Raw genomic sequence first — 25,302 nt, 5'->3', positions numbered from 1 at the left:
TGGAGCGACGGCGCGCGGTGGCCGCGGCGTTCCCGGTTTGAGTCGGGCCCTGCTGATTGACTGGTTCCATCATGGAAACCATCGGTCTGCTCCTCCTCGGTCTGGTCACCGGCGTCGTCGTCGGCTGGCTGGTCCGCGCCCGGACGACGCCGCCTCCGGCCGCGGTCGGTGAGCCGCCGGAGGTGCTGATCGCCCGGCACGAGGCGCTCGTCGCGCAGGTCCGGCAGGACGCGACCCAGGCGCGCGCCGAGCTCCAGGCCGACCTCGCGGCCGCGCTGGCCTCGGAGGAGGCGCTGCGGCGCGCGCTCGAGCAGGCGCGGGAGCAGCAGCGCGAGCTCGTCGCCGCCCAGCGCGCCCAGCAGCAGGAGCGCGAGCGGTCGGAGAGCGGCCAGGTGCAGGTGCTCAAGACCCTGACGCCGGTCGTCGAGCACCTGCGCGCGATGCAGCGCAAGGTGGACGAGCTGGAGAAGTCCCGGGTCGCCCAGCACACCGAGCTGGCCGCCCAGATCCGCCACACCCAGCACTCCGTCGAGGAGTCCCGCAAGGCGGCCGACACCCTATCGTCGGTGCTCAAGAACAACGCGGTCCGCGGCGCCTGGGGCGAGACCCAGCTCCGCACCCTGGTCGAGACCGCCGGCCTGCTCAACCGCGTCGACTTCTCCCTGCAGCACACGGTCGAGGCCGACTCCGGCGATCGGCGTCCCGACATGGTGATCAACCTCCCGGGCGGCAAGCAGATGGCGATCGACGCCAAGGCGCCCTACAACTCGTTCATGGACGCGCACCGCGAGGGCATCGAGCCGGAGGTCCGGCAGCGGCTCCTGGTCGACCACGCCAAGAGGGTGCGCGGCCACGTCGACGCGCTCGCCCGCAAGGGGTACTGGACGGGTCTTCCGGTGAGCCCGGAGTTCACGGTGGCGTTCATCCCCAACGAGCAGCTGCTCAACGCGGCGCTCGACGTCGACCCGTCGCTGATGGAGCACGCCTTCCAGCAGGGCATCGTGCTGGCGACGCCGACGAACCTCTGGGGCCTGCTCAAGACCGTCGCCTTCACCTGGAAGCAGGAGGCGCTGACCGAGGACGCCCAGGTCCTCTTCGAGCTCGGCCAGGTGCTCTACCGGCGCATCGCGAAGCTCGCCGAGCACGTCGAGAAGCTCGGCCGCTCGATCCAGCGCAGCGTCAAGGACTACAACGCGTTCACCGGCTCTCTCGAGCGCTCCGTGCTGCCTGCTGCGCGCAAGCTCAACGCCGCTGAGCCGCTCTCCACCATCCCGGCTCCGGCTCCGATCGAGGAGGCGCCGCGGGCGCTGACGAGCGGGGACTACGAGGCGATCGCCGACCTGGGCCGCGACGAGCTCGCGTTCGACTTCGAGACGGTCGACGCGGAAATCGTTGGCGAGGACCACCGCGCAGGTTGATAGGTTCCCCGCCATGCCCGGGATCGACAGCTCTTTCCTCGCGCTCCCCCAGCGTCGGCTCGGCGAGGTCGCGCTCGCCCGTGCGGCCGACCTCGGGGCGAACCACGCGGACTTCCGGTTCGAGCGGATCCGCTCCCAGCGGATCCTGGTCCGCGACGGCACCCTGCAGGGCGCGGCGGACGGCGCGACCGTCGGCTTCGCGGTCCGGGTGATCCACGGCGGCGCATGGGGCTTCGCGTCCGGCGTCGTCCTCACCGACGACGAGGCCCGGCGCGTCGCGGAGACGGCGGTCTCGGTGGCCAGGGTCGCGGCCGCGATGACCACGACGCCCGTCGAGCTGGCGCCCGAGCCGGTCTACGACGACGTCACCTGGGTGTCGTCGTACGACGTCGACCCGTTCGCCGTCGCCACCGCCGACAAGACCGCGGTCCTCGCGGACTGGACGATGCGCCTCTGTCGCGGAGCCGCCGTCGACCACGCGACCGCGTCGCTGCTCGCCGTCCAGGAGAACAAGTACTACGCCGACCTGGCCGGCACCCGGACCACCCAGCAGCGGGTGCGGCTCCAGCCCGGGTTCGAGGCGATGGGCGGCACGTCCGCGGTCTTCGACTCGATGGCGAGCATCGCGCCTCCGGTCGGTCGCGGTTGGGAGTACGTCGTGGGTGACGCACCGACCGCCTGGGACTGGGACGCCGAGCTCGACGAGGTCCCCGAGCTGCTGGCGGAGAAGCTCAAGGCCCCCAGTGTGCAGGCCGGCCGCTACGACCTGGTGATCCACCCGTCGAACCTGTGGCTGACCATCCACGAGTCGATCGGCCACGCCACCGAGCTCGACCGGGCGCTCGGCTACGAGGCCAACTACGCCGGCACCAGCTTCGCGACGCCCGACCAGATCGGGACGCTGCGCTACGGCAGCCCTGTCATGCAGGTCACCGGCGACCGCACGATCGAGCACGGTCTCGCCACCATCGGGTACGACGACGACGGCGTCGCCACCCAGCAGTGGGACATCGTGCGCGACGGAGTGTTGACCGGCTTCCAGCTGGACCGGTCGATGGCGGCGCTGATGCCCGAGCTCAGTGCCGACGTCGGTGCCGGCCGGTCCAACGGCTGCGCCTACGCGGACTCCCCCGGCCACGTGCCCATCCAGCGGATGGCCAACGTGTCGCTGCAGCCGGCGCCCGACGGGCCGAGCACCGAGGAGCTGATCGGGCGGGTGGAGCGCGGCCTGTACGTCGTCGGCGACAAGTCGTGGTCGATCGACATGCAGAGATTCAACTTCCAGTTCACCGGCCAGCGGTTCTTCCGGATCGTCGACGGCGCCCTGGCCGGCCAGGTGCGTGACGTGGCCTACCAGGCGACCACCACCGACTTCTGGGGATCGATGGAGGCCGTCGGCGGCCCCGACACCTGGCTGCTCGGCGGTGCGTTCAACTGCGGCAAGGCACAACCCGGGCAGGTCGCGGCGGTCAGCCACGGCTGCCCGACCGCCCTGTTCCGCGACGTACGGATCCTGAACACGACCGAGGAGGGCGGCCAGTGAGCGCGACCCCGCAGGAGCTCGTCGAGCACGCGCTCGCCACCTCCACCGCCGACGACTGCATCGTCATCGTCCGCGACACGACCAGCGCCAACCTCCGTTGGGCCAACAACACCCTCACCACCAATGGCCAGATGAGCAGGCGCAGTGCGACCGTGGTGTCGTTCGTCGCGACCGGCGGCGGCACCTCCAACGGGTCCACGAGCGGCAGCGCGACCACGACCCACGAGATCGCAGGCCTGGTCGAGGCGGCCGACGCAGCAGCGCGGGCAGCGCAACCGGCGGACGACGCCAACCCGCTCGAGCGGGACCGCACGTCGCCGGACTGGGACGACCCCGCCGTACCCACCGACATCACCGTCTACGACGCCGTCGCCCCCGCGCTCGGCGAGGCGTTCGGCCGCGCGGGCGGCGCGGGCCGGCTCCTCTACGGGTTCGTCGACCATGCGGTGACGACGACCTACCTCGGCTCGACCACCGGTCTGCGGCTGCGCCACGTGCAGCCCGGCGGTCACTTCGCCTGCACGGCCAAGGACTCCGCGCTCACGACCAGCGCCTGGATCGGCGTCGCCACGCGCGACTTCTCCGACATCGACCCGCTCGCACTCGACGACGAGCTCGCCCGTCGCCTCGGATGGGCGGAGCGCCGCGTCGACCTGCCCGCCGGGCGCTACGACACGATCCTGCCGCCCACCGCCGTCGCCGACCTGATGGTCGACACCTACTGGTACGCCGGCGCGCGTGATGCCTGGGAGGGCCAGTCGGTCTACAGCCAGCGCCCGACCGGCACCCGGATCGGCCAGCGAATCACAGCCCCGGGCGTCCACCTCGCCTCCGACCCGACCCTGCCCGGCGTCGACTGCACGCCGTTCGTCGTCGTCGGCTCGTCCGACTCCGAGCACTCGGTCTTCGACAACGGCCTGCCCCTCACCCGCACCGAGTGGATCCGCGACGGCGAGCTGGCCGCGCTCGTGCAGACCCGTCAGACCGCGGCGATGACCGAGCAGCCCGCGACGCCGTACGTCGACAACCTGGTGCTGGAGATCGACTCCGGCTCCGGCACGATCGACGACCTGGTGGCCGGCACCGAGCGCGGTCTCCTCGTGACCTCGCTCTGGTACATCCGCATGGTCGACCCGCAGAGCCTGCTGCTGACCGGGCTGACCCGCGACGGCGTCTACCTGGTCGAGAACGGCGAGATCACCGGCGCGGTCAACAACTTCCGATGGAACGAGAGCCCGGTCGACCTGCTCGGGCGGTTCACCCACGCGTCGGCCACGACCCGCAGCTTCAGCCGCGAGTGGGGCGCCGACTACTTCCCGCGCACCGCAACCCCCGCGCTCCGGATCCCCGACTTCAACATGTCGAGCGTCTCGCAGGCCATGTGACGCGCGGCAGGAGCGGATCTAGACCTGGGACGCATGACTCATCGAACCTTCCGCCCCTCGCGACAGCTCGGCTCGCCACCAGTTGCCACCCTCGATCCGTTCGACGCTGCGCAGGGTGAGGTCGCCGCTCGCAAACTCCTCGAGCTCTGCACGGGTCAGCGGCCACGGCGGTCCTTTCACCTCGGACCCTTCGTCCCATGTGGTCGCTAGGACCAGCAGAGTGCCTACTGGAGCCACCAGAGCGGCGATGCTCTGCGCGGCTTCCGCGTGCTGCTCAGGCGGCATCGACTGCACGGTGAGACTCTCGACAACCAGGTCGAACCTACGCTGCCACTCACGCGGAAGATCCAAGACGTCGGCAACGAAGTAGTTCACTTTGCTGGCGGGGTACTTTCGCCGCGCTGCAGCAATCGCGCTCGGCGCGAAGTCGAAGCCCGTCGTGCGAAATCCCAACAGGGCAAGGAACTCTGCGTCGGCACCGTAGCCGCATCCCACCACCAGCGCCTCGCGGCCACCGCCCGCCAGGTCTCGCGCCTCAGCCCATTCCACGAGCTGTGGACGGGGAGCGCCGTAGTCCCAGGGCGGCTTGGCTTCACCGGCCTCCGCGCCCGCGTAGATCGCCTCGAACATGCCGGATGGCTCGCTCGTCATTATTCGAGGCTACCGGCCACGCTCGCGCGTCGCTCCAGGTCTTCGGTCGACTGCCCGACGCCCGCCCGGAGTAGGCGTCGACCCCGAGTCACTGCTGGCCGGGGCAGTCTGGGTTGGGACAGAAATCAACGGCCAGGACTTCGCCCATCTCGCCGTGATCGATGTCGTCCTCACCTGCAGGGTTGAAACCTTGGGTCGCGGTCTGCAGCTCGGTTTGGCAGTGCGGGCATCTCCTCGGCCACTCCCGCTCCTCGACGCCCGGCTCCTTCTCGCTCACCAACCGCACGCTACTCCCGGGCCCGAACGTCTGACCACGGCCCAGCAACTCGACGAGAACGCGACCAGGACCCGCAGATGCCGGTCGCAGGTCAGGCCAGGGCTCCTAGGATCCGCTTGGCGGTCTCGGCTGGATCCTCGAGCATCGGGAGGTGCGCCGTCCGCATCGTCTCGACCTGGCCGCCCAGCTCCGCCGCAAACCTGCTCTGGAGGGGTGCTGGAAACTCCCTGTCGTCCTCGGTCACGAGGTAGGCCGATCTCGCGGGGAACGACCGGGCCGACACGGCGTCGGTGAAAAGAGCCCTCGACTCCGGAGCGAAGTCAGCGACGACACGGGCCGCGATGTCGTCGGAGACCCCGGCGCACAGGCCTTCCCTGATCTGCTTGTCCGGCGGCTTGGTGCCCAGAAGCCGAAGGACCAACCCGAGGATCGCTCGCTGCGGCATCGGCATGGCCTGGACGAACGACCGTCCGGCCGGCGGAAGGCAGGCGCTCACCCCGATGAAACCCTCGACCCGGTCCGGCGCGAGCGCACACATCTCAGAGCCGACGACGCCGCCGGCGGAGTGGGCGACGAGAGTGAAGCGCTGGGGGGCCTGGGTGAGCGCCGACTCGGCGTAGGTACGCAACGAGGCTGACCCCTTGGGATAGGCCACCACCAGCGAATCGACGGGAAGGATCTGCCGAACCTCGTCCCAGATCCACTCCGGAAGTCCTGCACCACTGAGAAAGACGAGTTGAGTCATGTCTCCATCCAACCCGACGCCGCCGACGAAGCGCTGCTACTCCGAGTAGGCGTCGACCGGCGGGCAGGAGCAGACCAGGTTGCGGTCGCCGTACGCCTGGTCGATGCGGGCGACGGGCGGCCAGTACTTGTCGCCGCTGATGCCCGAAGGGAAGACGGCCTCCTCGCGGGTGTAGGCACGGTCCCACTCCCCCACCAGTGCTCGCGCGGTGTGCGGGGCGTGGTGCAGCGGGGAGTCGTCGAGCTTCCACTCGCCCGCGGCGACCCGGTCGATCTCGCCCTTGATCGCGATCATCGCCTCGCAGAACCGGTCCAGCTCGGCCAGGTCCTCGGACTCGGTCGGCTCGACCATCAGCGTCCCGGCGACGGGGAACGACATCGTCGGCGCGTGGAAGCCGTAGTCGACCAGCCGCTTGGCGACGTCGTCGACGCTGACGCCGGTCTGCTTCGTGATCTCCCGCAGGTCGAGGATGCACTCGTGGGCCACCAACCCGGTGTCGCCGCGGTAGAGCACCGGGAAGTGGTCACCGAGCCGCGCCGCGACGTAGTTGGCCGACAGCACCGCGACGGCAGTCGCCTGGGCGAGGCCCTCGGCGCCCATCATCCGCACGTAGGCCCACGAGATCGGGAGGATCCCGGTCGAGCCGTACGGCGCCGCGCTGATCGCGCCGACGCCCTCGCGCTTGGACTCCTCGGGGTGCAGCGGGTGCGAAGGGAGGTACGGCGCCAGGTGCTCGCGCACCGCGACCGGACCGACACCCGGGCCCCCGCCGCCGTGCGGGATGCAGAACGTCTTGTGCAGGTTGAGGTGCGAGACGTCGCCGCCGAACTGACCCGGCTTGGCGTAGCCCAGCAGGGCGTTGAAGTTCGCGCCGTCGATGTAGACCTGGCCGCCGTGCTCGTGCACGATCTCGCACAGCTCGGTGATCGTCTCCTCGTAGACGCCGTGCGTCGACGGGTACGTGACCATGATCGCGGCGAGCGTGTCCGCGTGCTGTTCGCACTTCGCGCGCAGGTCCTCGAGGTCGACGGTGCCGTCGTCGTCGGCCTTGACGACGACGACCGTCATGCCGGCCATCACGGCGGAGGCCGGGTTGGTGCCGTGCGCTGACGACGGGATCAGGCAGACCCGGCGGGCGTGGTTCCCGTTGGCGTCGTGGAAGGCGCGGATCGCGAGCATCCCCGCGAACTCGCCCTGCGACCCGGCATTCGGCTGGATCGACACCTTGTCGTACCCGGTGACCTCGGCCAGCCAGGTCTCGAGCTGGTCGACCAGCTGCCGGTAGCCGGCGGCGTCCGCGGCCGGCACGAACGGGTGCAGGTCGGCGAAGCCCGGCAGGGACACCGGCTCCATCTCGGTCGTGGCGTTGAGCTTCATCGTGCAGGAGCCCAGCGGGATCATGCCGCGGTCGAGCGCGTAGTCGCGGCTCGAGAGCCGGTGCAGGTAGCGCAGCATCGACGTCTCGTTGTGGTGGGTGTTGAAGACCGGGTGCTCGAGGAACGTCGTCGTACGGCGCAGCTCCGACGGAAGGGCGTCGCTCGTGGTCCGGTCGACGTCGTCGATGTCGGTGCCCTCGATGCCGAACGCCTTGAGGACGGTGCTCACCGTGGCCCGGGTCGTGCACTCCGACGTCGACATCGCGACGGCGTCGGCGTCGACCAGGCGCAGGTGCACACCGAGGCTGCGTGCCGCTCTGACCACGTCCGCGGCGCGTCCCGGCACGGGCACGGTCAAGGTGTCGAAGAAGCGCTCGTGTGTCGGGGCGAAGCCGCCCTCGGCGAGCGCGTGGGCCAGGACCGCGGCGTAGCGGTGGGCGCGGGTCGCGATCTGCCGCAGGCCCTCGGGCCCGTGGTAGACGGCGTACATCGACGCCGTCACGGCCAGCAGTACCTGGGCGGTGCAGATGTTGGACGTCGCCTTGTCACGACGGATGTGCTGCTCGCGGGTCTGCAGGGCGAGCCGGTACGCCGGACGCCCTTCGGCGTCGAGCGACACCCCGACCAGGCGGCCCGGGATCTGCCGCTCGAGGCCGGCGCTCACGCTCATGAACCCGGCGTGCGGCCCGCCGTAGAACAGCGGGACGCCGAAGCGCTGGCTAGAGCCGACCACGACGTCGGCTCCCAGGGCGCCGGGAGCCTCGAGCAGGGTCAGCGCGAGCAGGTCGGCCGCGACGACGGCCAGGCCGCCGCGCTCGTGGACGGCGTCGATCAGCGGCCGGGGGTCGAGCACCCGACCCGAGGTGCCGGGGTACTGGATGAGGACGCCGGCGAGCTCGCCGTCCGGCAGCCCCTCCGACAGGTCGGCAACGACGACATCCATGCCGATCGCGTCGGCACGGGTGCGGACCACGTCGATCGTCTGGGGCAGCGCGTCGGCGTCGAGCACGAACGGGCCGGCGATCTTGCGGCGCGCCCGGTGGACGAGCGCCAGCGCCTCCGCGGCAGCAGTGCCCTCGTCGAGGAGCGACGAGCCCGCGGTCGGGAGCCCCGTGAGGTCGCTGACCATCGTCTGGAAGTTGAGCAGCGCCTCGAGCCTGCCCTGCGAGATCTCCGGCTGGTACGGCGTGTAGGCGGTGTACCAGCTCGGGTCCTCGAGCACGTTCCGTCGTACGACGGGCGGCGTGACGGTCGCGTGGTAGCCGAGACCGAGCATCGGCTCACCGGGCCGGTTGTCCCCCGCCAGGGAGCGCAGCTCCCCCGCCACGGCAACCTCACTGAGCGCTGCCGGGAGGTCGAGCGGCTCCGTCGTGCGGATCCCGGCCGGGACGGCCGCGTCCATCAGGGCGTCGAGCGACGAGAATCCGAGCCGGTCGAGCATGGTGTCGATCCCGGACTGGTCGGGACCGAGGTGGCGGCTGACGAACGGCAGAGCGCCGTCGAGCTCGGGAAGCGTGGGCTGGTCGGACAAGGAGGGCACCTTAAGGATCGATCGATCTCGTCGCCCTCCCCCTCTGTCACCGCGGCGATGCGGCTCCACAGTTGCCCGGCCACGCGGTCCTGGTGCCTGAGAGGTTCCGGGGAGGATTTGCCCCTTCGGCGCTGGGTCGAACCCAGACTCTCCCGCGCGGGATCAGCAGGCTGAGACTATCAGCCCGGAGGCGTCAGCCCGCGGTTCGCGCGGCCCGGCGAGCAGCAAGCTCGTCGCCCGGAAGCATCTCGCCCGACTCGGGCGCGGCGTGCTCGCTCGGCAGCTCGGCGAGGGTGCCCTCGATCTCGCGCCAGACCCCGCCGATCGCGATGCCGAAGACGCCCTGGCCGCCCTGGAGGAGATCGATGACCTCGTCGTTGCTGGTGCAGTAGTAGACCGACGCGCCATCGCTCATCAGGGTGACCTGGGTGAGGTCGTCGGTGCCGCGCTCGCGCAGGTGCGTGACGGCGGTGCGGATCTGCTGCAGCGAGATGCCGGCGTCGAGGAGTCGCTTGATCACCTTGAGGATCAGGATGTCGCGGAAGCTGTAGAGACGCTGGGTGCCGCTGCCGCTCGCGCCGCGGACGCTCGGCTCGATCAGGCCGGTGCGGGCCCAGTAGTCGAGCTGGCGGTAGGTGATCCCGGCCGCGTTGCAGGCCGTCGGACCGCGGTAGCCGAGGTCGCTGGGAAGAGGCGACACGTCGTCGGTGAAGAGCAGCCCCTGCTCCTCGGCGACGCCGGCGGCGACGTCGGCAGCCTGGCTGCCTGCGTCGGGCTGGTGCTCGTTCACGCGGTCCTCCGTCGAAAGTCGGGGTGCCCGATCAGATCGGACTCTTCAAGGTACGGCGCTGGAGCAGGCATTGTCCAAGACGTCGCCCCGGCGTGTCGCAACTCTCACCCTCAAGTTGAGGTTGAGGGCTGGTCACCGGCCGCCTCAATGCGCTTCGAAGTCCTCCGGCGAGACGTGGTCGAGGAACTCGCGGAACTTCTCGACCTCGTCCTCCTGCTCGGCAGGAACGGCCAATCCGGCCTCGTCGAGCACTTCGTCGGAGCAGTAGATCGTGGTGCCGGTGCGCAGTGCCAGGGCGATCGAGTCCGACGGCCGGGCACTCACCTCGGCACCCGACCCGAAGACCAGGGTCGCGTAGAAGACGCCGTCCTTGACGTCGGTGATCTGCACCTGGGACAGCTCGTTGCCGGTCGCCGCGAGGATGTCCTTCATCAGGTCGTGCGTCAGCGGGCGAGGCGGCACCACGCCCTGCTGGGCGAACGCGATGGCGGTCGCCTCGACGGCACCGATCCAGATCGGCAGGTAGCGATCACCCGAGACCTCGCGCAGCAGCACGATCGGCTGGTTGGACGGCATCTCCACCCTTACGCCCATCACATCGACCTCGCGCATGCAACGAGCGTACTCCTCGAGCGGTAGATCAGAGCCGGCGGAGGCCCGCCTTCACCAACGTCGCGTGCAGCCGCACCGACAGCGCGGCGATCTCGCTGATCGCCTCCTCGGCGCGGGCTGACGCGGTGGCGTCCCGGCTGCGCCGGACCGGCGCCACGACCTGCTCGACGAGCCCGACCTCGCGGTCGGCGGCGGTCTTGAAGGCACGCAGGTGACGGGGCTCGAGGCCGAACTCGGCGAGGTCGCGGGCCGCCTGCGCGATCACCAGCGCGTCCGTGTCGTAGTGCCCGGTGGGGAGGGCCGTGATCAGCCCGAACTCCTCGAGCTGCCCCAGCAGGTCGTCACCGATCTCGGCGATCTTCACCAGCTCCTTGCGGGACAGTCGGAAGTTGTCGTTGCGCTTGAACGACTCCGGCGCCGGGAGCCCGTCGGCGTTGAGCGCGACCCGCGGGACCGTCGGCACGACGGGGTCGATCTGCGGCGGCTCGAGGCCGCGGTCGATGGCGTCGAGGTGCTCACGGATGACGTCGAGGGGCAGGTAGTGGTCGCGCTTCATCCGGAGGACGTAGCGGAGCCGGTCGACGTCCGCGTCGGAGAACTTGCGGTAGCCCGCGGGCGTGCGCTGGGGCTTGATCAGGCCCCGGTCCTCCCAGAACCGGATCTTCGGGATCGTGATGTCGGGGAAGTCCGGGCGCAGCAGATCGAGGACCTGGCCGATGTTGAGAAGCGCCTCGTGGCGCTCGGCGGACGAGATCCCCACGAGTGTCAGACGTCCTCGTGGCCCGAGAAGTAGACCAGCCGGTACTTCCCGATCTGCACCTCGTCGCTGTCGGTCAGCGACACGGTCTCGATCCGGTCGCGGTTGACGTAGGTGCCGTTGAGGCTGCCGACGTCGCTGACGGTGTAGGTGTCCCCGGCGCGGTTGAAGACCGCGTGGCGGCGGGACACAGTGACGTCGTCGAGGAAGATCTCGCTGTCGGGGTGGCGACCCGCGTTGACCACGTCCTGGTCGAGGAGGAAGCGGCTGCCGGCGCCCGGACCCTTCTGGACCACCAGCAGCGCCGAGCCCACCGGGAGCGCGTCGACCGCGGCCGCGTCGATGGGACTGAGCTGCCGGTCGGACGTCTCGACCTTGTCGGCGCCCGCGAAGCTGATCGTCGCGGTGGCGTCACTGGGATCGATGGTCGGCTCCGGGGTGACCAGGCGGGTCCCGCACTGGGAGCAGAACCGGGCGTCGTCCGGGTTCTGTCGTCCGCAAGCGGTGCAGAAAGGCATCAGTTCTCCTCGAGCTATCCCTCAGGGTGAGGTTGAGGTCGATGGTTCGAACCTACACGGTCAGGATCCGATCTGTGCCTGGTAACCGGCCGCGTCGAGCAGTTGGTCGAGCTCGCTGGCGTCCGCCGCGACGATCTCGAACAGCCAGCCGTCGCCGTACGGATCGCTGTTGACCAGCTCGGGCGTCGCGTCGAGCGCCTCGTTGCGGGCGACGACCTCGCCACCGACCGGGGCGTAGACGTCGCTGACCGACTTGGTGGACTCGAGCTCGCCGCAGGCGCTGCCGGCGGTGAGGGTGGTCCCGACCTCGGGCAACGACACGTAGACGATGTCACCGAGGGCGTCCTGGGCGTAGTCGGTGATGCCGACCCGGACCGAGCCCGGCTGCTCGCCGGGAGTGCGCAGCCACTCGTGCTCGACGGTGTACTTGAGGTCGTCAGGGGTCATGAGGCTGAAGGCTACTAACCGGGGTCCGGGGTGGAGAAGTCAGGTTCCTCGTACTCCCGGACCGCTTCGATGTCGATCGAGCTCAGCTCGTCGACCTCGAGCGACGCCCCGTCCTCCTGGAGCTGCGCCTTCGGCCCGAGCAGGAACTCCAGCGCCGGCGCGAGCACCGACGGCTCCCCGATGACGTCGAGGACGTACGGCGCCTCGACCAGGTCGCCGTCGACCAGGAACCCGCCCTCGGCCTCCTCGAACGAGGTCTGGGCGACGATCCGCACGGTGCCGTTGAGCTGCATCGCCTCCGCGCCCACGGTGCGCAGCTCCTGGATCGTGTCGAGCAGCGAGGAGAGCGACACCTGGCCGGTCTCCTCGACGATGGTGATCCGGATCCCCGGGCCGGTCACGGGCACCAGCCCGGCGAGGACGCTGAGCTCGTCGACGTCCTCCTGGGCCTGCTCCAGCGCGGCCTGCCGCTTGCTGGTGTCGTCCTGGAGGTCGTCGCGGACCTCCTCGAGCTCGGCGATCTCGTCCTCGGCGCGCTGCCGGGTGCCGGCGAGCGCGGACAGGATGTCGATGAGCTCCTGCTCGCGCTGTCCGGAGTAGGTGTCGTCGGTCTCGTTGACGCGCACCTGGGTGACCGCGGCGAAGCCGACCACCGCCAGCAGCAGCCCGACGACGATCTGGCTGCGCGAGGGCTTGAGCAGACCGGCCACGATCCGCTGGCGCGGACCTGGGTCGACCTCCTCCGGCTGGTCCGGGTCGGGCGTCGGGTCAGGCGTCGGGTCAGGCATGGAACACGTGTCTCCGGATGGCCGCGACGTTGGTGAAGATCCGGATGCCGAGGACGACGATGACGCCGGTCGACAGCTGGCCACCGACACCGAGCCGGTCGCCGAGGTAGACGATGCCGGACGCGATCACCACGTTGCTGAGGAAGGAGACGACGAAGACCTTGTCGTCGAAGATGCCGTCGAGGTAGGCACGGAGCGCGCCGAACACCGCGTCCAGGGCGGCGACGACCGCGATCGGGAGGTACGGCTCCAGGCCGAGCGGCACGTCGGGCTGGACGAGGAACCCGAGCAGGACGCCGACGAGCAGGCCGAGAACTGCGATCACGTCTACCTGTCTCCTTCTGGCGGGGGCCGCGTGTCCGTCTCCTGCGAGGCCGACCGTAGCTGCCGCAGCCGAATCGGCGCAGCCGACAATCGCATCTCGTCCACATTGTCCATGAGCTGGCTCCAGCCGTAGTCGGCGGCCAGGACGGCGAAGCCCGCACCGCTGGTCGTCTCGAGGAGCCGGGCCGCGAGGGTGTCGTTGTTGCCGATGGCCTGCACGACGTACGGCGGCGCGATGCCCATCGAGTTGACCTCGATCGCCGTGCCGGAGTTGCGGATGGCGGTGCGCGGCGAGATCCGCTGGCCGTTGATCGCGATCGCCTCCGCGCCGGCGGACCACAGGGCGTTGACGAGCAGGGCGAGGTCGGAGTCGCGGATGTGCTCGGTGTCGGGGTCGGCGTACGCCGCGTTGTCGAGCTCGATCCGGATGCCCTCGCCGACGACCGGCGTGAACCCGGTGACCGCCCCGAGGTCGGCCGCGTCGCCCTCCACATCGTTGACCTGGTTGCCGAGCTCGAGCAGCCGCGTCTCCGCGTCGGCGTTGCTCTCGCGGAGGTCCGAGAGCGTCCGGTTGAGGTCCTGCACAGCCTCGCGCCGGGCCTCGATGCGGTCGATCAGGGAAGCGCGACTGGCACTCTCGATGTCGGCGTTCGCATTGGTCTGCACCGCGGCGACCGTGAGCAGCACGCCGAAGATCGCGACCACGGCGACCACGCCGACGCGGCCGGGGATCCGTGCGCTGCCCTGCGGCGCGCCGCCCTGCTCGACGCGCCGCTGCGCGACCATCTGGTAGTCGCGCTCGAGCGCCTCGGCCGTGATCAGGGCGAGCAGCGGGGTGCGCATCCGCGCGGTGGCGTCATCCCTGGCGTCGGTCATCACGGGCCGCCCGCACGACTCGATCGCGGCTCGGTGGTGGCGAGCAGCTTGCGCACCTGCCAGGCGTAGAGGACGCCCGCCCACCAGTACAGGCCGATCCCCCAGAGCGCGAGGGCCCACCCGAACAGCTGGGCCAGGGTCGCCACCGTCCCCTCGCCGTCGCCGAGGAGGAGCAGCGGGAACGCATAGAGCAGGTTGAACGTGGCGGCCTTGCCGAGGAAGTGCACCGGAAGCGCGCTGTAGCCGCGGGTGCGCAGCAACGGCACCAGTCCCCACAGCAGCAGGTCGCGCAGCGGTAGCGACGCCGCGAGCCACCACGGGATGATGTCGCGGAGCGCGAGCCCCACCACGACCGCCAGGATGTAGAGCCGGTCGGCCACCGGGTCGAGGATCTGGCCCAACGCCGACTGCTGGTCGAGCTTGCGCGCGAGCCAGCCGTCGAGGAAGTCGGTGACACCGGAGACCATGAGCACGGCCAGCGCCCAGCCGTCCGCCTCCGGGCCCAGCACCAGCCACAGGAAGAGGGGCACGCCCGCGAGCCGCAGCATGCTCAGCAGGTTGGGGACCGTGAAGACCGCGTTCGAGCCCTGGTTCGACTCGGGGTCCTCGCGTGTCGTCGGGCGGGCCACGAACGACACCCTAGTTTCCCAGCGCCGTGGTCATGACCCGGCCTCGTCGGAGTGGGCCGCGTCGCGGATCTCGCCCACCAGCTCCTCGATCACGTCCTCGAGCGCGGCGACGCCCAGCGTCGCGCCGTCGGCGGTCACGACCCGCGCCATGTGGGCGCCTCTGCGCTGCAGGTGCTCGAGCACGTCGTGGAGCAGCGCGTCCTCCCCCACGGTCGCGAACGGCCGCACCCACCGGTCCGCGACCGGCCGGTTGCGGCGTTCCTCGTCGGGCTCGAGCACGTCCTTGATGTGCAGGTAGCCGAGCAGCTCGTCCGTGCCGTCGGAGCCCTCGTCGACGACCGGGAACCGGCTGAACCCGGTGGCCGCACAGACCGCCTCGACGTCCGCTCCGGTCGAGCCGCGGCGGACGGTGGTGAGCGATTCCGGCCGCATCATGACGCCCGCGACGGTCTTCTCCGTAAAGCCGAGCGCGCCGGCGAGCCGGTCGTACTCGTCCTTGGCCAGCAGCCCCTCGCCGCGCGACTCCTCGACCAGCGCCGCGACCTCCTCGCGGGTGAACGACGAGCTGAGCTCGTCCTTGGGCTCGACCTTCAGCAGCTTGAGGATCGCCTTGGCCATCGCGTCGAGCGCGACGATCACCGGCTTGATCATGGTGACCAGGGCCAGCATCGGCGGCGCGAGCAGCAGGACAGCGCGGTCGGGACCGGCGAGCGTGACGTTCTTCGGGACCATCTCGCCGAGCACGACGTGCAGGAAGCCGACGATGCTCAGCGCGACGGCGAAGCCGACCGGGTGCAGCAGGTCGTGCGGAAGGTTGGCCGCCTCGAACAGCGGCTCCAGCAGATGGGCGATGGCGGGCTCGGAGATCGCGCCCAGCACCAGCGAGCAGACGGTCACGCCCAGCTGGATGCCGGCGATCATGTGCGGCATCTGGCCGAGCGCGCGCAGCGTCGTCCGCGCGAGTCGCGAGCCCGCTTGGGCCCGCGGCTCGATCTGGCTGCGCCGGGCGGCGATGAGGGCGAACTCGGTCGCCACGAAGAACGCGTTGCCGGCGAGCAGCAGCACGGTCAGCAGCAGCGCGGAGACGCTACTCATCGGGCGCCTCCTCCTGCACCCGGAGCGACAGCCGGTCGATGCGCAGCCCGTCCATGTGCTCCACGGTCAGTACGGCGTCGCGCCGGGGCGCGTCCTCGTCGTCGTGCTGCTCGACGAGGGGTACGACGACCTGCTCCCCTGCCGTGGGGATCCGGCCGAGCGCCTTCAGCACCAGGCCGGCGACAGTGTCGTAGTCCTCCCCCTCGGGCAGCTGGAAGCCGGTCAGGTCCTCGATCTCGTCGGGCCGCAACAGCCCCGACACCGACCAGCTGCCGTCGCGACGGAGGCGGCCCCGGGAGCCGAGCCGGTCGTGCTCGTCGGAGATGTCGCCGACGATCTCCTCGACCACGTCCTCGAGCGTGACGATGCCCGCATGCCCGCCGTACTCGTCGAGGACGACGGCCATCTGGAAGCCGTCCTTGCGCAACAGCCCCATCAGCGGGTCGAGCCGCAGGCTGTCGGGCACCACGATCGGCTTGGCCATCAGGTGCTTGACCCGGGTGGTCGCGCGCTCGGGGACGGGCAGGGCGACGGCGTTCTTCACGTGCACGGTGCCGATGACGGCGTCGTGCTCGTCGAGCACGGGGAACCGGGAGTGCCCGGTCTCGCGGGCGAGCTCGATCACCGCGCTGGCCCGGTCGCCCACCTCCAGGGAACGGGTCCGGACCCGGGGCGTCATGATCTCGCCGGCGGTGCGGGTGCCGAACTCGACGGACTTCTCCATCAGCTCGGCGGTGTCGGCGTCGAGCGTCCCGACATGGGCGCTTCGCTGGATCAGCGAGGCCAGCTCGGTCGAGCTGCGCGCGGACCGCAGCTCCTCCTGCGGCTCGATGCCGAACCACCGCACGATCGCGTTCGCCGCTCCGTTGAGCAGCCGGATCGGCAGCCGGATCGCCGTGGTGAACGCCCGCATCGGTCCCTGGGTGGCGCGGGCGGTGGCCATCGGCAGCGCCAGCGCGATGTTCTTCGGCACCAGCTCGCCGATCAGCATCGTCAGCACCGTGCTGAGGACCAGGCTCGTCGTGAGCGCGATCGGGCCGACCGCGCCCTCGGCGACGCCGGCGGCTTCCAATGGGTCGCGCAGCAGCTCGGCGATCGCCGGCTCGGCCAGGAAGCCGATGCCGAGGTTGGTCCCCGTGATCCCGACCTGGGCACCCGACAGCTGGGTCGACAGGGAGCGGAGCGCCCGCTGCACGCCGGCAGCGGTGGCGTCTCCCTCGGACGCGGCCTTCTCGACCTGGGACCGGTCGACGGTCACGAACGCGAACTCGGCGGCGACGAACATCCCGCAGGCGAGCACCAGCAGGATCGCGAGTGCGAGGAGGAGAAGGGCGGTCGTCATCGATGTCGGTGACCAGGAGTCATGGTCGCTGAAGCCTAGTGGCTGCGGCCGACCTCGGCGTACCAGTCGAGCAGCTCGGGAGCGTCGACACTGCCGGGGTCCAGCGCGCCGCTGAGGTCCTGCCCGAGCAGCACCTTCTTGACCGGCACCTCGAGCTTCTTGCCGGTGCGGGTGTGCGGAACGCCCGGCGCCGCGATGATCACGTCCGGCACGTGCCGGGGCGAGGCGTGGGCGCGGATGGCGTCGTTGATCCTGGTCTTGAGGGCGTCGTCGAGATCGACGCCGTCGGCGAGCACCACGAACAGCGGCATCCAGTAGTCGCCGTTCGGGCGCTCGATCCCGATCACCAGCGCCTCGCGCACCTCGGGCAGCGCCTCGACCGGCTCGTAGATATCGCCGCTGCCCATCCGGACCCCCTTCCGGTTGAGCGTGGCGTCGGAGCGACCGTGGATGACGACCGAGCCGTGGTCGGTGAGGGTGATCCAGTCGCCGTGCCGCCACACGCCGGGGAACATGTCGAAGTAGGCGTCGTGGTAGCGCGCGCCGTCAGGGTCGTTCCAGAACATCACCGGCATCGACGGCATCGGCCGGGTGATGACCAGCTCGCCGACCTCCCCGCGGACGGGCGCGCCGCTCTCGTCGTACGCGTTGACGGCGACGCCGAGACACGGACGCGACAGCTCCCCCGCCCAGACGGGGATGGTCGGCGCCGGCCCGACGAAGGCGCTGACGACGTCGGTGCCGCCGCTGATCGAGGCGATCTGCACGACCGGCGGCAGGGCGTCGGCCAGGGCACGGTGGCTGACCGCGGGGAACGTCGAGCCGGAGATGCCGACCCGCCGCAGCCGGGAGAGGTCGTGGTCCTGCGGGCCGACCCCGGCCTTCTGGCAGGCGGCGACGTACGCCGGACTCATGCCGGTCGCGGTCACCCCGTGCTCGGCGGTGATCGCCCAGAGCTGGTCGGTCGCGGGATGGGCCGGGCTGCCGTCGTACGCGACGACGGACGCGCCGGTCAGCAGGCCGGCGACGACGAAGTTCCACATCATCCAGGACGGCGTCGTGTACCAGAACAGCCGCTCGCCGGGGCCGAGGTCGAAGTGGAGGGCCGCGACCTTGGCCTGCTCGAGCATCGCGCCGCCGTGGCCGTGCACGATGCCCTTCGGCTTGCCGGTCGTCCCCGAGGAGAACAGCACCCAGAGGGGGCGGTCGAACGGCACGTCGACGTAGCCGAGCTCGGCCGTCGTGCCGACCGCCTGCTCCCACGCGACGCTGCCGACCTCGAGGGTCGCGCGCAGGGACGGCAGCGCCGTCCGCAGCTCGTCCACCACGGCGGAGCGGTCGTGGGTCCTGCCGCCATGGACGTACGACGACGCGTGGACCATCAGCGTCGGCTCCAGCTGCTCGAACCGGGCCAGCGCCGCCGACGCGGCGTAGTCCATGCCGCACACGGACCAGACCGCTCCGATACTGGCGGTCGCCAGCAGGGCGACGATGGCGTCCGGGGTGTTCGGGAGGTAGCCGACGACCCGGTCCCCCTCCCCCACCCCGAGCGAACGGAACGACGCCGCGAGGCCGGCCACCTCGGCCCGCAGATCAGCCCAGGTCAGGGTCCGGGTGGCGCCGGGGTCCTCGGTCAGGCCGACGATCGCCACCTCGTCGGCCGGCCGGCCCTCGAGCACCGTGCGGGCGTAGTTGACCCGCGACTCGGGGAACCACACCGCGCCGGGCATCCGCTCCTCCGTCAGCGCCGGCCCGACCAGCCCCTGCCCGAGGTAGTCCGCGACGCAGCGCCAGAAGCCGTCCAGGTCGTCGACGGACCAGCGCCAGAGCTCGTCGTACCCCTCGACCCCGCCGCCGGCGACCGCGCCGGCCAGGTCCCGACCGGCGTAGGCCGGTGTCGACGCGAGCTGCGCGAACTCCTCGATCCGGTAGGGACGCGGCTGGGTGGACGGCGGTGTCCAGTCCGGTGCTGTCATGCGGTCGAGCCTATTGCTGCCGGAGTCGCCACGGAGCGGCCCGTCCCGGTGGTTCAATGACTCGCGTGACCGAGCTGTCCCAGCAGCGCCTGGCGATGTTGTTCTCCGACATCGAAGGCTCCACGCTGCACGCCAACCGGCTCAAGGACCAGTGGAAGGACGTGCTCCGGCTGCATCGTGAGACCTGCCGGCGCGCGTGGAAGGACCACCGGGGCCACGAGGTCGACACCGCCGGCGACGGGTTCTTCGTCGTGTTCCCAACCGTGCGCGACGCCGTCGCCGCTGCGATCCAGGCCCAGCGCGACCTCGCCGCGGCGGACTGGCCCGGCGGACGCCCGATCCGGTCCCGGACCGGCGTCCACGTGGGCGTGGTGTCGTCGTACGACGGCAGCTTCGTCGGCTACGACGTGCACCGGGCTGCACGGATCATGGGCACCGCCAACGGCGGTCAGGTGGTCGTGTCGCAGGCCGTGATCGAGGACTTCGAGACCCGTCCCGAGGACCTCGAGATCACCGATCTCGGCACCCATCCGCTGAAGGACCTCGCCGAGGAGGAGCGCCTCTTCCAGGTCCGTGCGGAGGGGATGCTGAGGTCGTTCCCGCGGATCAAGTCGCTCGGCACGTCCGGGGCGGCGGCAGCAGCGGTGGCCCGCACGCTCTACCGGCCCGCCGACGTGTCCGCCGCGGAGCTGGTCATGGAGGACGGCCGCACGCTCACCCTCAACGAGAACGGGCTCCGCATCGGCCGGATGCCCGACAACGACCTGGTGCTCAACGACAACCTGGTGAGCCGGCACCACTGCGCCATCACGGGAACCCCGGCCGGATTCGTGCTGACCGACCTCCAGTCCACCCACGGCACCACCGTCAACGACGAGCGCGTCACCGTCGCCCGGCCGCTCGCCGACGGCGACGAGCTCGTCATCGGGGCGACCAGGATCAGGTTCAGCCAGCCGGGGTGACGGGCCGGTCCGCGTCGGTCGGGAGCGGCGCCGGGTTGTGCTCGGGCTCGTTGGGGAGCTCGCGCACAGCGGCGCCGAAGACCTGGATCGTCTCGGCCAGCGTCCGGGCCTCGTTCTCGCCGAGCGACAGGACCTCGAGCGCCGAGGTGGCGCGGACCGTCGCGGTCCGGCGGGACTTCTCGAACACCGCCTTCTCGCCGAAGTGGTCGCCCGGTCCCAGGGTCGTCACCAGGACGTCGCCCTCGGGCGTCTCCCGGATGATGTCGGCGGTCCCGGCCGTGATGACATAGATCTGCTGCCCGACCTCACCCTGGCGCACCACCGCCTGCCCGGACTCGTAGTGCTCACGACGCAGGCCGTACGGCGTCGCGACCTGCACGTTGACGATGTCGCGGCCGAAGAACGGCGCCATCATCCAGTCGAACGCGATGTCCGCCTTGCGCTCCCAGGTCGGCACGAACCACCAGAAGAACAGGCGCCACAGGATCCACGCCGGCAGGCCGTAGAAGCGCATCCCCTTGAGGTGCGACACCGCCTTGCGCCGGCCGAGGGAGCAGGCGTCACCGAGCCCGGCGAACCTGAAGGGCTTGAGCGGCTTGCCCTGGACATGACGCTCGATGTTGCGCCCGATCTGCCGGCCGCCATACATCCCGAAGATCGCGACGGCCGGGCAGGTTCCGCCCTGGGGGTGGGGTACGGCGGCGCAGTCGCCCGCGGCCCACACGTTGTCGGTGCCCGGCACCTGGAGGTTCGCGTCGGTGATGACCCGTCCGCGCTCGTCCCGCTCGTAGGGCATCAGGTCCAGCAGCGGCGACAGTGCGGTGCCCGAGGAGCTGATGATCGTCCGCGTCTGGACCACGGTGCCGTCGGAGAGGATCGCCTCGTCCCGGGTCGCCGCACTGATCCGGGTGCCGGTGAGCACCTCGATGCCGCCCTTGGCGATGGTCCTCTCGGCGTAGCCGATGAGCTTCGGCTGCCGCGCGGCCAGCTCGGGGAGGATCCGCTCCCCCGAGTGCACCAGGAGGACCCGGATCTCGTCCGGGTCGATGCCGGGGTACTCCTTGCGGGCCAGCCGCCGGAAGTAGTCCATCAGCTCGGTGGAGACCTCGACGCCGCCGAACCCGCCACCGACGACGATGAACGTCAGCAGTCGCTGGCGCTCGACCGGGTCGGTCTCGACCTCGCCCATCTCGAGCATCGCCAGCAGGTGGCTGCGCGCCTTGAAGTTGTCGGAGAAGGTCTTCAGCTGCAGGGCGTGCTGGGCGATCCCGGGGTAGCGGGACAGGTCGTCGATCGAGCCGAGCGCGACGACGAGGTGGTCGTACTCCAGCACCTTCTCCTTCCCGTCCAGCAGCCGCGACGTCGTGATGGTCCGCTGGGTGACGTCGACCGACTTGATCTCGGCGTTGTGGAAGCGGGCGGGCGGGAACAGGCGCCGGTTCGGGCTGGTGATGCTGGTGGGCGACACCTTGCCGGTGAGCATCTCGGCGATGAAGCCGTGGAACGTGTGGAAGTTGTCGCGGCTGACGATGGTGAGCTCGACGTCGCCCCTCTTGACCGCCTTCTTCAACGAGCGCGCGAGGTAGATCGCGGTCCATCCCCCGCCGATGCACACCACCCGCAGCGGACGCTGCCCTGCCGTCATCACTTCTCCTCCGTCCAACCGGAGATCGTCTCGAGCGCCGACCGGTAGCCGACCTCGACGATCTCGTCCAGGTGCCGCATGTCCAAGGTGTCGTACCGGGCGACCGGCGGCGCGATGAAGCGCACGTCGCTCCGCGTCCGCTGGGTCTCGGCCGCGCGGTCGCTGGCCAGCGTCGCGGTGCGCTCGAGGATCCGCACGATGTTGGGGAAGGCCGTGCCGGCGGACTGTCGCATCCGGTGCCGGAGCACGTCGAGCAGGCCGGGCTCGTGCTCCCAGTGCATCCCCACCGAGAAGGTGCGCGGCGGCGAGACGTCGCTCGCGATGATCACGCCGGCACCGGTGCGGCTCATCGGGTCGACCGGGAGGTTGTCGAGCACGCCGCCGTCGACGAGCAGCTCGCCGCGGTCGATCACCGGAGCCACGATCCCCGGGATCGACATGCTCGCCAGGACGTACCTGCCCAGCGGTCCGCTGCTGTGGATGACGATGTGGTTGCGGGTCAGGTTGGTCGAGGTGCAGAAGAACTCGCGGGCCTGGTCCTCGATCTGCCGGCTGCCGAAGCACCCGTCCATCGCCGTCCGGCTCCGGCGCGAGCCGTGCAGGGCGACGAACGGGAACGTGAACCCCTTGAGCGGCCGGATCTTGTGCCAGACCTCGCGGTTGTGCTCGACGATCTCGTCCGGCTCGAGGCCGGTCGACCACAGACCGCCGACCAGGGCGCCCATGCTGCTGCCGCCGATCAGGTCGATCTCGATGCCGGACTCGATCAGCGCTCGGAGCACGCCGATGTGCGCGAAGCCGCGGGCACCCCCGCCGCCGAGCACCAGCCCGGTCGTCGTTCCGGTGAGGTGCCTGCCGAGCCGCCGCCAGTCGGCGTCGGCGCCGGCCAGCAGGTGCGACTGCCGGGTGAAGCCGCCGGCGTCCCGCCACAGCGCCGTGACCCCGGGTGCGGGCCGGCCCGCCTCGCGCACGAGCACCAGCTCGCGGGGAACGTCCGTGGTGATCGCCGCGATCCGCGCCAGCTGGGGGCGGGTCTGGCGGTCGGGTCGGACGCCGCCCGGCGCGACGACCAGCACCCGGTCGGCTCGCCGGAGGACCCGTTCGGTCCACGGCGACGCCGGATCCGGATCCGCGAGCAGCAGGATCAGCGGGTGCTCCACCTCGGCGGTGTCGAAGTAGTCCGCCAGTGCCCGCTCGTCGGGTGAGCCGGCCGGCGACCGGGCGGCGCCGGGACCCACGGCCTGGTCGACGGTCTCGGGATCCAGCGCCCGCAGCGGCGTGACCGCACCGATCCGCGCGGCCACCTCTCGGACGTCCGTGCCGGCGACCGGCACCAGGGCGACGGTCGCCGGTGCGCTGGTACGGCGGGGCGGGCTCCCGGGCAGCAGCCAGCCGGCCACGACGCGGGTGAGCTGGAGCGCGCTCCGCGGGTCCTCCTCCATCAGCCGCTCGAAGGACGCGCGCGAGAGCCGGCCGACCAGGGTGTCGCGGACCGCGCGCACGGTCGCAGTACGCCGCGACCCTGTCAGCAGCGCGACCTCACCGACGGTCGAGCCGCGGCCGATCTCCCGGACGATGGTCTCGGTGCCGTCGGCGCCGACGATGGCGACGTTGAGACGGCCGCCCGCGACGACGTAGAGGTCGTCGCCGGGGTCGCCGGTGTGCATCAGGGCCTCGCCCCGGTCGAGCACGGTCCACTCCATCGACCGGGCGAGCTCCGCGAGCCGCTCGTGGGTCATGCCGCGGAACACCGCACAGCCGGCGAGCGCCCCGACCGCGTGCCGCGGCTCAGCCCGGATTGTCCGCATCGCTCGCTCCGGGCTGGATCACTCGTGCGAGCCGCTTCACGTTGCGGAGGTTCTTGAAGCTCACGTTGTCGGTCGTCGAGTTACCGCCGAATGTGCCGCACCCCAGCGTCAGCGAGGGCACCAGCCCCGTGGTCACGCCGAAGACCCCATGGGCACCGGGTGAGTTCGCGAGGATCCGGCTGGTCGGCATCGCTGCGCCGAAGCGGGCGACCCTGTCGGGGTCCTGGCTGTGCACGATCGACGTGTGGCCGCTGCCCATGAAGTCCAGCAGCCGCCGGGACAGGGTGATCGCCTCGTCGTCGCCGGCGACGTCGAACAGCGACAGGACCGGGGTCATCTTCTCCCCGGCCAGCGGGGAGTCCTCGCCGTCCCAGGCGGCCGGGACCACGATCACCTTGATCTCGAACGGCCGGGTGATGCCGGTGAACCCGGCGATGGTCGCGGCCGACTGGCCGATCGTCTCGCCGCGGAAGCGGTTGGTCGCCGGGTCGACCGCGAGCTTCAGGAATCCCTCCGCCTCCACCGGGGAGAGTACGGCGGCGCCCTGGCTCTCGAGCTGCGCCACGAAGTCGTCGCGCACCGAGGTGTCGACGACGAGGTTGTGCTCGGCCCCGCAGATGACGCCGTTGTCGAAGGACTTGGACATCACGATCGCGGTCGCCGCAGCGGTGAGGTCGGCGTCGGGCGCGATCCAGCACGGGGCGTTGCCGGGACCGACCCCGAGCGCCGGCGTACCGGAGCTGTAGGCCGCCTGCACCATCGCGGCGCCGCCGGTGGCGAGGACCAGCCCGACGTCGGGGTGGCTCATGAACTGCTGGGTCAGCTTGCGGCTCCCCCGCTTCCTGACCCACAGCACCAGGTCCTCCGGAGCGCCTTCCGCCGCGAGGACCTCGTGGATGAGCTCGCCCACGCGGCTGCCGACACCGAGCACGGCGTGGTGGAAGCTGAGGATGATCGCGTTGCGCGACTTGAGGCTGACCAGCGTCTTGAAGTACGCGGTGGCCACCGGGTTCGTGACCGGGACCAGGCCGAAGATCACGCCGACCGCCTCGGCGATCTCGGTGACCTGCGTCTGCTCGTCGGTACCGAGCGGGCCGGAGCCGACCTGGCCGACGAGCGAGTCGTAGACCCCCTGGGCAGCGACCCAGTTCTTGAGCCCCTTGTCGACGGCGTTGCCGATGTGGGTCTCCTCGACCGTCGCGTCGGCGAACGCCTGGGCGTGCTCGACGAAGCTGGTCGTGAGCCGGCCGAGGAGGGCGTCGACCCGGTGCTCGGGCCAGTCCGCGAACGCAGCCTGCGCGGCGACCGACCGGCTGACCAGCTCGTCGACGACGGGGTCGGGCGCGGCGGCGAACATCAGGTCGGACGCCTGCTCGGTCAGGCGCCGGAGCTTGCCCGTCGCGTCGCGGGCGAGCTCGAGGGTGACGGCGAGCGCCGCGCCCGGCTCGCGCACCGCCAGCTCGTCGAGTCCCGCCGTCGTGATCATCCGGGCCCGGACCCGGGTCTCGGCGATCGCGGTCGCCGACCGCGGGAGCCGGTCGAGCAGCGCGACCTCGCCGAGCGTCGCGCCGGGTCCCTCGTAACGGAGCACCGACTCGGTGTCGACCTCGGGAAGCTCGAGCTCGATGCGCACGTCACCCTCGTCGATGAAGTACGCCGCGTCGCCCTCGTCGCCCTCGGTGAAGATCCGGGTGCCGGGCTCGAACTCGACCTCGGTCAGGAGCTTCGCCACGGTCTCCCGGTGTTCGTCGGAAAGAGCGTCGAAGAATCCGGGCAGGCTCATCAGGGTCGCCTCCTGAAGGCGTGG

General features: G+C 70.9%; 23 protein-coding genes and 1 riboswitch. Of the genes, 4 read left to right on the top strand and 19 right to left on the bottom strand.

What is annotated here, in order from left to right; all coding sequences use genetic code 11:
* Positions 1–71 precede the first annotated feature (71 nt).
* Genes D0Z08_RS20050 through D0Z08_RS20040 form a run of 3 tightly spaced genes read left to right on the top strand, consistent with a single transcriptional unit; the run spans position 72 to position 4,346 of the window.
* Entirely contained in the window at positions 72–1,418 is a 1,347-nt protein-coding gene (locus tag D0Z08_RS20050; RefSeq protein ID WP_118927041.1) for a DNA recombination protein RmuC, read from the top strand.
* Positions 1,419–1,431: 13 nt separating this feature from the next.
* Positions 1,432–2,961 carry a TldD/PmbA family protein gene (locus D0Z08_RS20045; protein ID WP_118927040.1) on the top strand — a complete coding sequence of 510 codons (1,530 nt, stop codon included), beginning with the start codon at positions 1,432–1,434 and terminating at the stop codon, positions 2,959–2,961.
* Entirely contained in the window at positions 2,958–4,346 is a 1,389-nt protein-coding gene (locus D0Z08_RS20040) for a metallopeptidase TldD-related protein (RefSeq protein ID WP_118927039.1), read from the top strand. Before D0Z08_RS20045 ends, D0Z08_RS20040 begins: the two co-directional genes overlap by 4 nt.
* Before the next feature lie 18 nt (positions 4,347–4,364).
* On the opposite strand, the gene D0Z08_RS20035 is transcribed toward D0Z08_RS20040, so the two are convergent.
* From D0Z08_RS20035 to D0Z08_RS19960, 16 genes are all read right to left on the bottom strand, one after another.
* The gene (locus D0Z08_RS20035) at positions 4,365–4,997 is read right to left on the bottom strand and encodes a class I SAM-dependent methyltransferase (protein ID WP_118927038.1); all 633 of its coding nucleotides are present in this window, start codon (positions 4,995–4,997) and stop codon (positions 4,365–4,367) included.
* A gap of 88 nt (positions 4,998–5,085) precedes the next feature.
* Positions 5,086–5,274 carry a hypothetical protein gene (locus tag D0Z08_RS20030; RefSeq protein ID WP_147381492.1) on the bottom strand — a complete coding sequence of 63 codons (189 nt, stop codon included), beginning with the start codon at positions 5,272–5,274 and terminating at the stop codon, positions 5,086–5,088.
* Between the two features lie 91 nt (positions 5,275–5,365).
* Positions 5,366–6,019 (bottom strand): alpha/beta fold hydrolase, encoded by a 654-nt coding sequence (locus tag D0Z08_RS20025; RefSeq protein WP_118927036.1) that lies wholly within the window; start codon positions 6,017–6,019, stop codon positions 5,366–5,368.
* Between the two features lie 36 nt (positions 6,020–6,055).
* Positions 6,056–8,926 carry an aminomethyl-transferring glycine dehydrogenase gene (gene gcvP / locus D0Z08_RS20020; RefSeq protein WP_118927035.1) on the bottom strand — a complete coding sequence of 957 codons (2,871 nt, stop codon included), beginning with the start codon at positions 8,924–8,926 and terminating at the stop codon, positions 6,056–6,058.
* Positions 8,927–9,000: 74 nt separating this feature from the next.
* Positions 9,001–9,091, bottom strand: a riboswitch (glycine riboswitch).
* A 28-nt stretch (positions 9,092–9,119) separates the two neighbouring features.
* Entirely contained in the window at positions 9,120–9,716 is a 597-nt protein-coding gene (locus D0Z08_RS20015; RefSeq protein WP_118927034.1) for a MerR family transcriptional regulator, read from the bottom strand.
* Between the two features lie 144 nt (positions 9,717–9,860).
* Positions 9,861–10,328: a bifunctional nuclease family protein gene (locus tag D0Z08_RS20010; RefSeq protein ID WP_118927033.1), complete on the bottom strand. Its 468-nt coding sequence runs from the start codon at positions 10,326–10,328 to the stop codon at positions 9,861–9,863.
* A gap of 28 nt (positions 10,329–10,356) precedes the next feature.
* Positions 10,357–11,088, bottom strand: coding sequence for a transcriptional regulator FtsR (ftsR, locus tag D0Z08_RS20005; protein WP_245994156.1), 732 nt, complete (start codon positions 11,086–11,088; stop codon positions 10,357–10,359).
* Positions 11,089–11,093: 5 nt separating this feature from the next.
* On the bottom strand, positions 11,094–11,603 hold the full coding sequence (locus D0Z08_RS20000) for a zinc-ribbon and FHA domain-containing protein (protein ID WP_118927032.1): 510 nt from the start codon (positions 11,601–11,603) through the stop codon (positions 11,094–11,096).
* Between the two features lie 60 nt (positions 11,604–11,663).
* Complete coding sequence (gene gcvH / locus D0Z08_RS19995) at positions 11,664–12,050, bottom strand: glycine cleavage system protein GcvH (RefSeq protein ID WP_118927031.1); 387 nt, start codon at positions 12,048–12,050, stop codon at positions 11,664–11,666.
* Between the two features lie 14 nt (positions 12,051–12,064).
* A complete protein-coding gene (locus tag D0Z08_RS19990; RefSeq protein WP_118927030.1) occupies positions 12,065–12,838 on the bottom strand; it encodes a DUF881 domain-containing protein in 774 nt (257 codons plus the stop codon).
* Positions 12,831–13,163 carry a small basic family protein gene (locus D0Z08_RS19985; RefSeq protein WP_118927029.1) on the bottom strand — a complete coding sequence of 111 codons (333 nt, stop codon included), beginning with the start codon at positions 13,161–13,163 and terminating at the stop codon, positions 12,831–12,833. Before D0Z08_RS19985 ends, D0Z08_RS19990 begins: the two co-directional genes overlap by 8 nt.
* Before the next feature lie 2 nt (positions 13,164–13,165).
* Positions 13,166–14,038: a DUF881 domain-containing protein gene (locus tag D0Z08_RS19980; RefSeq protein ID WP_118927028.1), complete on the bottom strand. Its 873-nt coding sequence runs from the start codon at positions 14,036–14,038 to the stop codon at positions 13,166–13,168.
* The gene (clsA, locus tag D0Z08_RS19975) at positions 14,038–14,667 is read right to left on the bottom strand and encodes a cardiolipin synthase ClsA (RefSeq protein ID WP_281271760.1); all 630 of its coding nucleotides are present in this window, start codon (positions 14,665–14,667) and stop codon (positions 14,038–14,040) included. The genes D0Z08_RS19980 and clsA overlap by 1 nt, the downstream gene beginning before the upstream one ends.
* 30 nt (positions 14,668–14,697) lie before the next feature.
* Complete coding sequence (locus D0Z08_RS19970; RefSeq protein WP_118927027.1) at positions 14,698–15,762, bottom strand: hemolysin family protein; 1,065 nt, start codon at positions 15,760–15,762, stop codon at positions 14,698–14,700.
* Positions 15,755–17,104 (bottom strand): hemolysin family protein, encoded by a 1,350-nt coding sequence (locus tag D0Z08_RS19965; RefSeq protein WP_118927026.1) that lies wholly within the window; start codon positions 17,102–17,104, stop codon positions 15,755–15,757. Before D0Z08_RS19965 ends, D0Z08_RS19970 begins: the two co-directional genes overlap by 8 nt.
* A gap of 35 nt (positions 17,105–17,139) precedes the next feature.
* Complete coding sequence (locus tag D0Z08_RS19960) at positions 17,140–19,080, bottom strand: acetoacetate--CoA ligase (RefSeq protein WP_118927025.1); 1,941 nt, start codon at positions 19,078–19,080, stop codon at positions 17,140–17,142.
* 65 nt (positions 19,081–19,145) lie between these two features.
* On the opposite strand from D0Z08_RS19960, the gene D0Z08_RS19955 reads away from it, so the two are divergent.
* Entirely contained in the window at positions 19,146–20,042 is an 897-nt protein-coding gene (locus D0Z08_RS19955) for an adenylate/guanylate cyclase domain-containing protein (protein ID WP_182481400.1), read from the top strand.
* Here the strand turns inward: D0Z08_RS19955 and D0Z08_RS19950 are convergent.
* The 3 genes from D0Z08_RS19950 to D0Z08_RS19940 are packed head-to-tail and all read right to left on the bottom strand — an operon-like array spanning position 20,026 to position 25,278.
* Positions 20,026–21,687: an FAD-dependent oxidoreductase gene (locus D0Z08_RS19950; protein ID WP_118927023.1), complete on the bottom strand. Its 1,662-nt coding sequence runs from the start codon at positions 21,685–21,687 to the stop codon at positions 20,026–20,028. The genes D0Z08_RS19955 and D0Z08_RS19950 overlap by 17 nt on opposite strands.
* On the bottom strand, positions 21,687–23,495 hold the full coding sequence (locus D0Z08_RS33470; RefSeq protein WP_118927022.1) for a patatin-like phospholipase family protein: 1,809 nt from the start codon (positions 23,493–23,495) through the stop codon (positions 21,687–21,689). The genes D0Z08_RS19950 and D0Z08_RS33470 overlap by 1 nt, the downstream gene beginning before the upstream one ends.
* A complete protein-coding gene (locus tag D0Z08_RS19940) occupies positions 23,476–25,278 on the bottom strand; it encodes an aldehyde dehydrogenase family protein (RefSeq protein ID WP_118927021.1) in 1,803 nt (600 codons plus the stop codon). The genes D0Z08_RS33470 and D0Z08_RS19940 overlap by 20 nt, the downstream gene beginning before the upstream one ends.
* Between the last annotated feature and the right edge of the window lie 24 nt (positions 25,279–25,302).

This window comes from Nocardioides immobilis (assembly GCF_003515065.1).
Taxonomy (GTDB): domain Bacteria; phylum Actinomycetota; class Actinomycetes; order Propionibacteriales; family Nocardioidaceae; genus Nocardioides; species Nocardioides immobilis.
The sequence above is the reverse complement of the archived record's forward strand: the minus strand, read 5'-3'. Positions and strand labels throughout refer to the sequence as shown.

Coding starts and splice junctions, on each gene's coding strand:
- D0Z08_RS19965 (WP_118927026.1), bottom strand. CDS start 17,104: ATGACGACCGCCCTTCTCCTCCTCGCACTCGCGATCCTGCTGGTGCTC.
- D0Z08_RS20000 (WP_118927032.1), bottom strand. CDS start 11,603: ATGCCTTTCTGCACCGCTTGCGGACGACAGAACCCGGACGACGCCCGG.
- D0Z08_RS33470 (WP_118927022.1), bottom strand. CDS start 23,495: ATGCGGACAATCCGGGCTGAGCCGCGGCACGCGGTCGGGGCGCTCGCC.
- D0Z08_RS19940 (WP_118927021.1), bottom strand. CDS start 25,278: ATGAGCCTGCCCGGATTCTTCGACGCTCTTTCCGACGAACACCGGGAG.
- D0Z08_RS20045 (WP_118927040.1), top strand. CDS start 1,432: ATGCCCGGGATCGACAGCTCTTTCCTCGCGCTCCCCCAGCGTCGGCTC.
- D0Z08_RS19970 (WP_118927027.1), bottom strand. CDS start 15,762: ATGAGTAGCGTCTCCGCGCTGCTGCTGACCGTGCTGCTGCTCGCCGGC.
- D0Z08_RS19980 (WP_118927028.1), bottom strand. CDS start 14,038: ATGACCGACGCCAGGGATGACGCCACCGCGCGGATGCGCACCCCGCTG.
- D0Z08_RS19960 (WP_118927025.1), bottom strand. CDS start 19,080: ATGACAGCACCGGACTGGACACCGCCGTCCACCCAGCCGCGTCCCTAC.
- gcvH (WP_118927031.1), bottom strand. CDS start 12,050: ATGACCCCTGACGACCTCAAGTACACCGTCGAGCACGAGTGGCTGCGC.
- D0Z08_RS19990 (WP_118927030.1), bottom strand. CDS start 12,838: ATGCCTGACCCGACGCCTGACCCGACGCCCGACCCGGACCAGCCGGAG.
- D0Z08_RS20025 (WP_118927036.1), bottom strand. CDS start 6,019: ATGACTCAACTCGTCTTTCTCAGTGGTGCAGGACTTCCGGAGTGGATC.
- D0Z08_RS19950 (WP_118927023.1), bottom strand. CDS start 21,687: ATGACGGCAGGGCAGCGTCCGCTGCGGGTGGTGTGCATCGGCGGGGGA.
- D0Z08_RS20010 (WP_118927033.1), bottom strand. CDS start 10,328: ATGCGCGAGGTCGATGTGATGGGCGTAAGGGTGGAGATGCCGTCCAAC.
- D0Z08_RS20050 (WP_118927041.1), top strand. CDS start 72: ATGGAAACCATCGGTCTGCTCCTCCTCGGTCTGGTCACCGGCGTCGTC.
- D0Z08_RS20035 (WP_118927038.1), bottom strand. CDS start 4,997: ATGACGAGCGAGCCATCCGGCATGTTCGAGGCGATCTACGCGGGCGCG.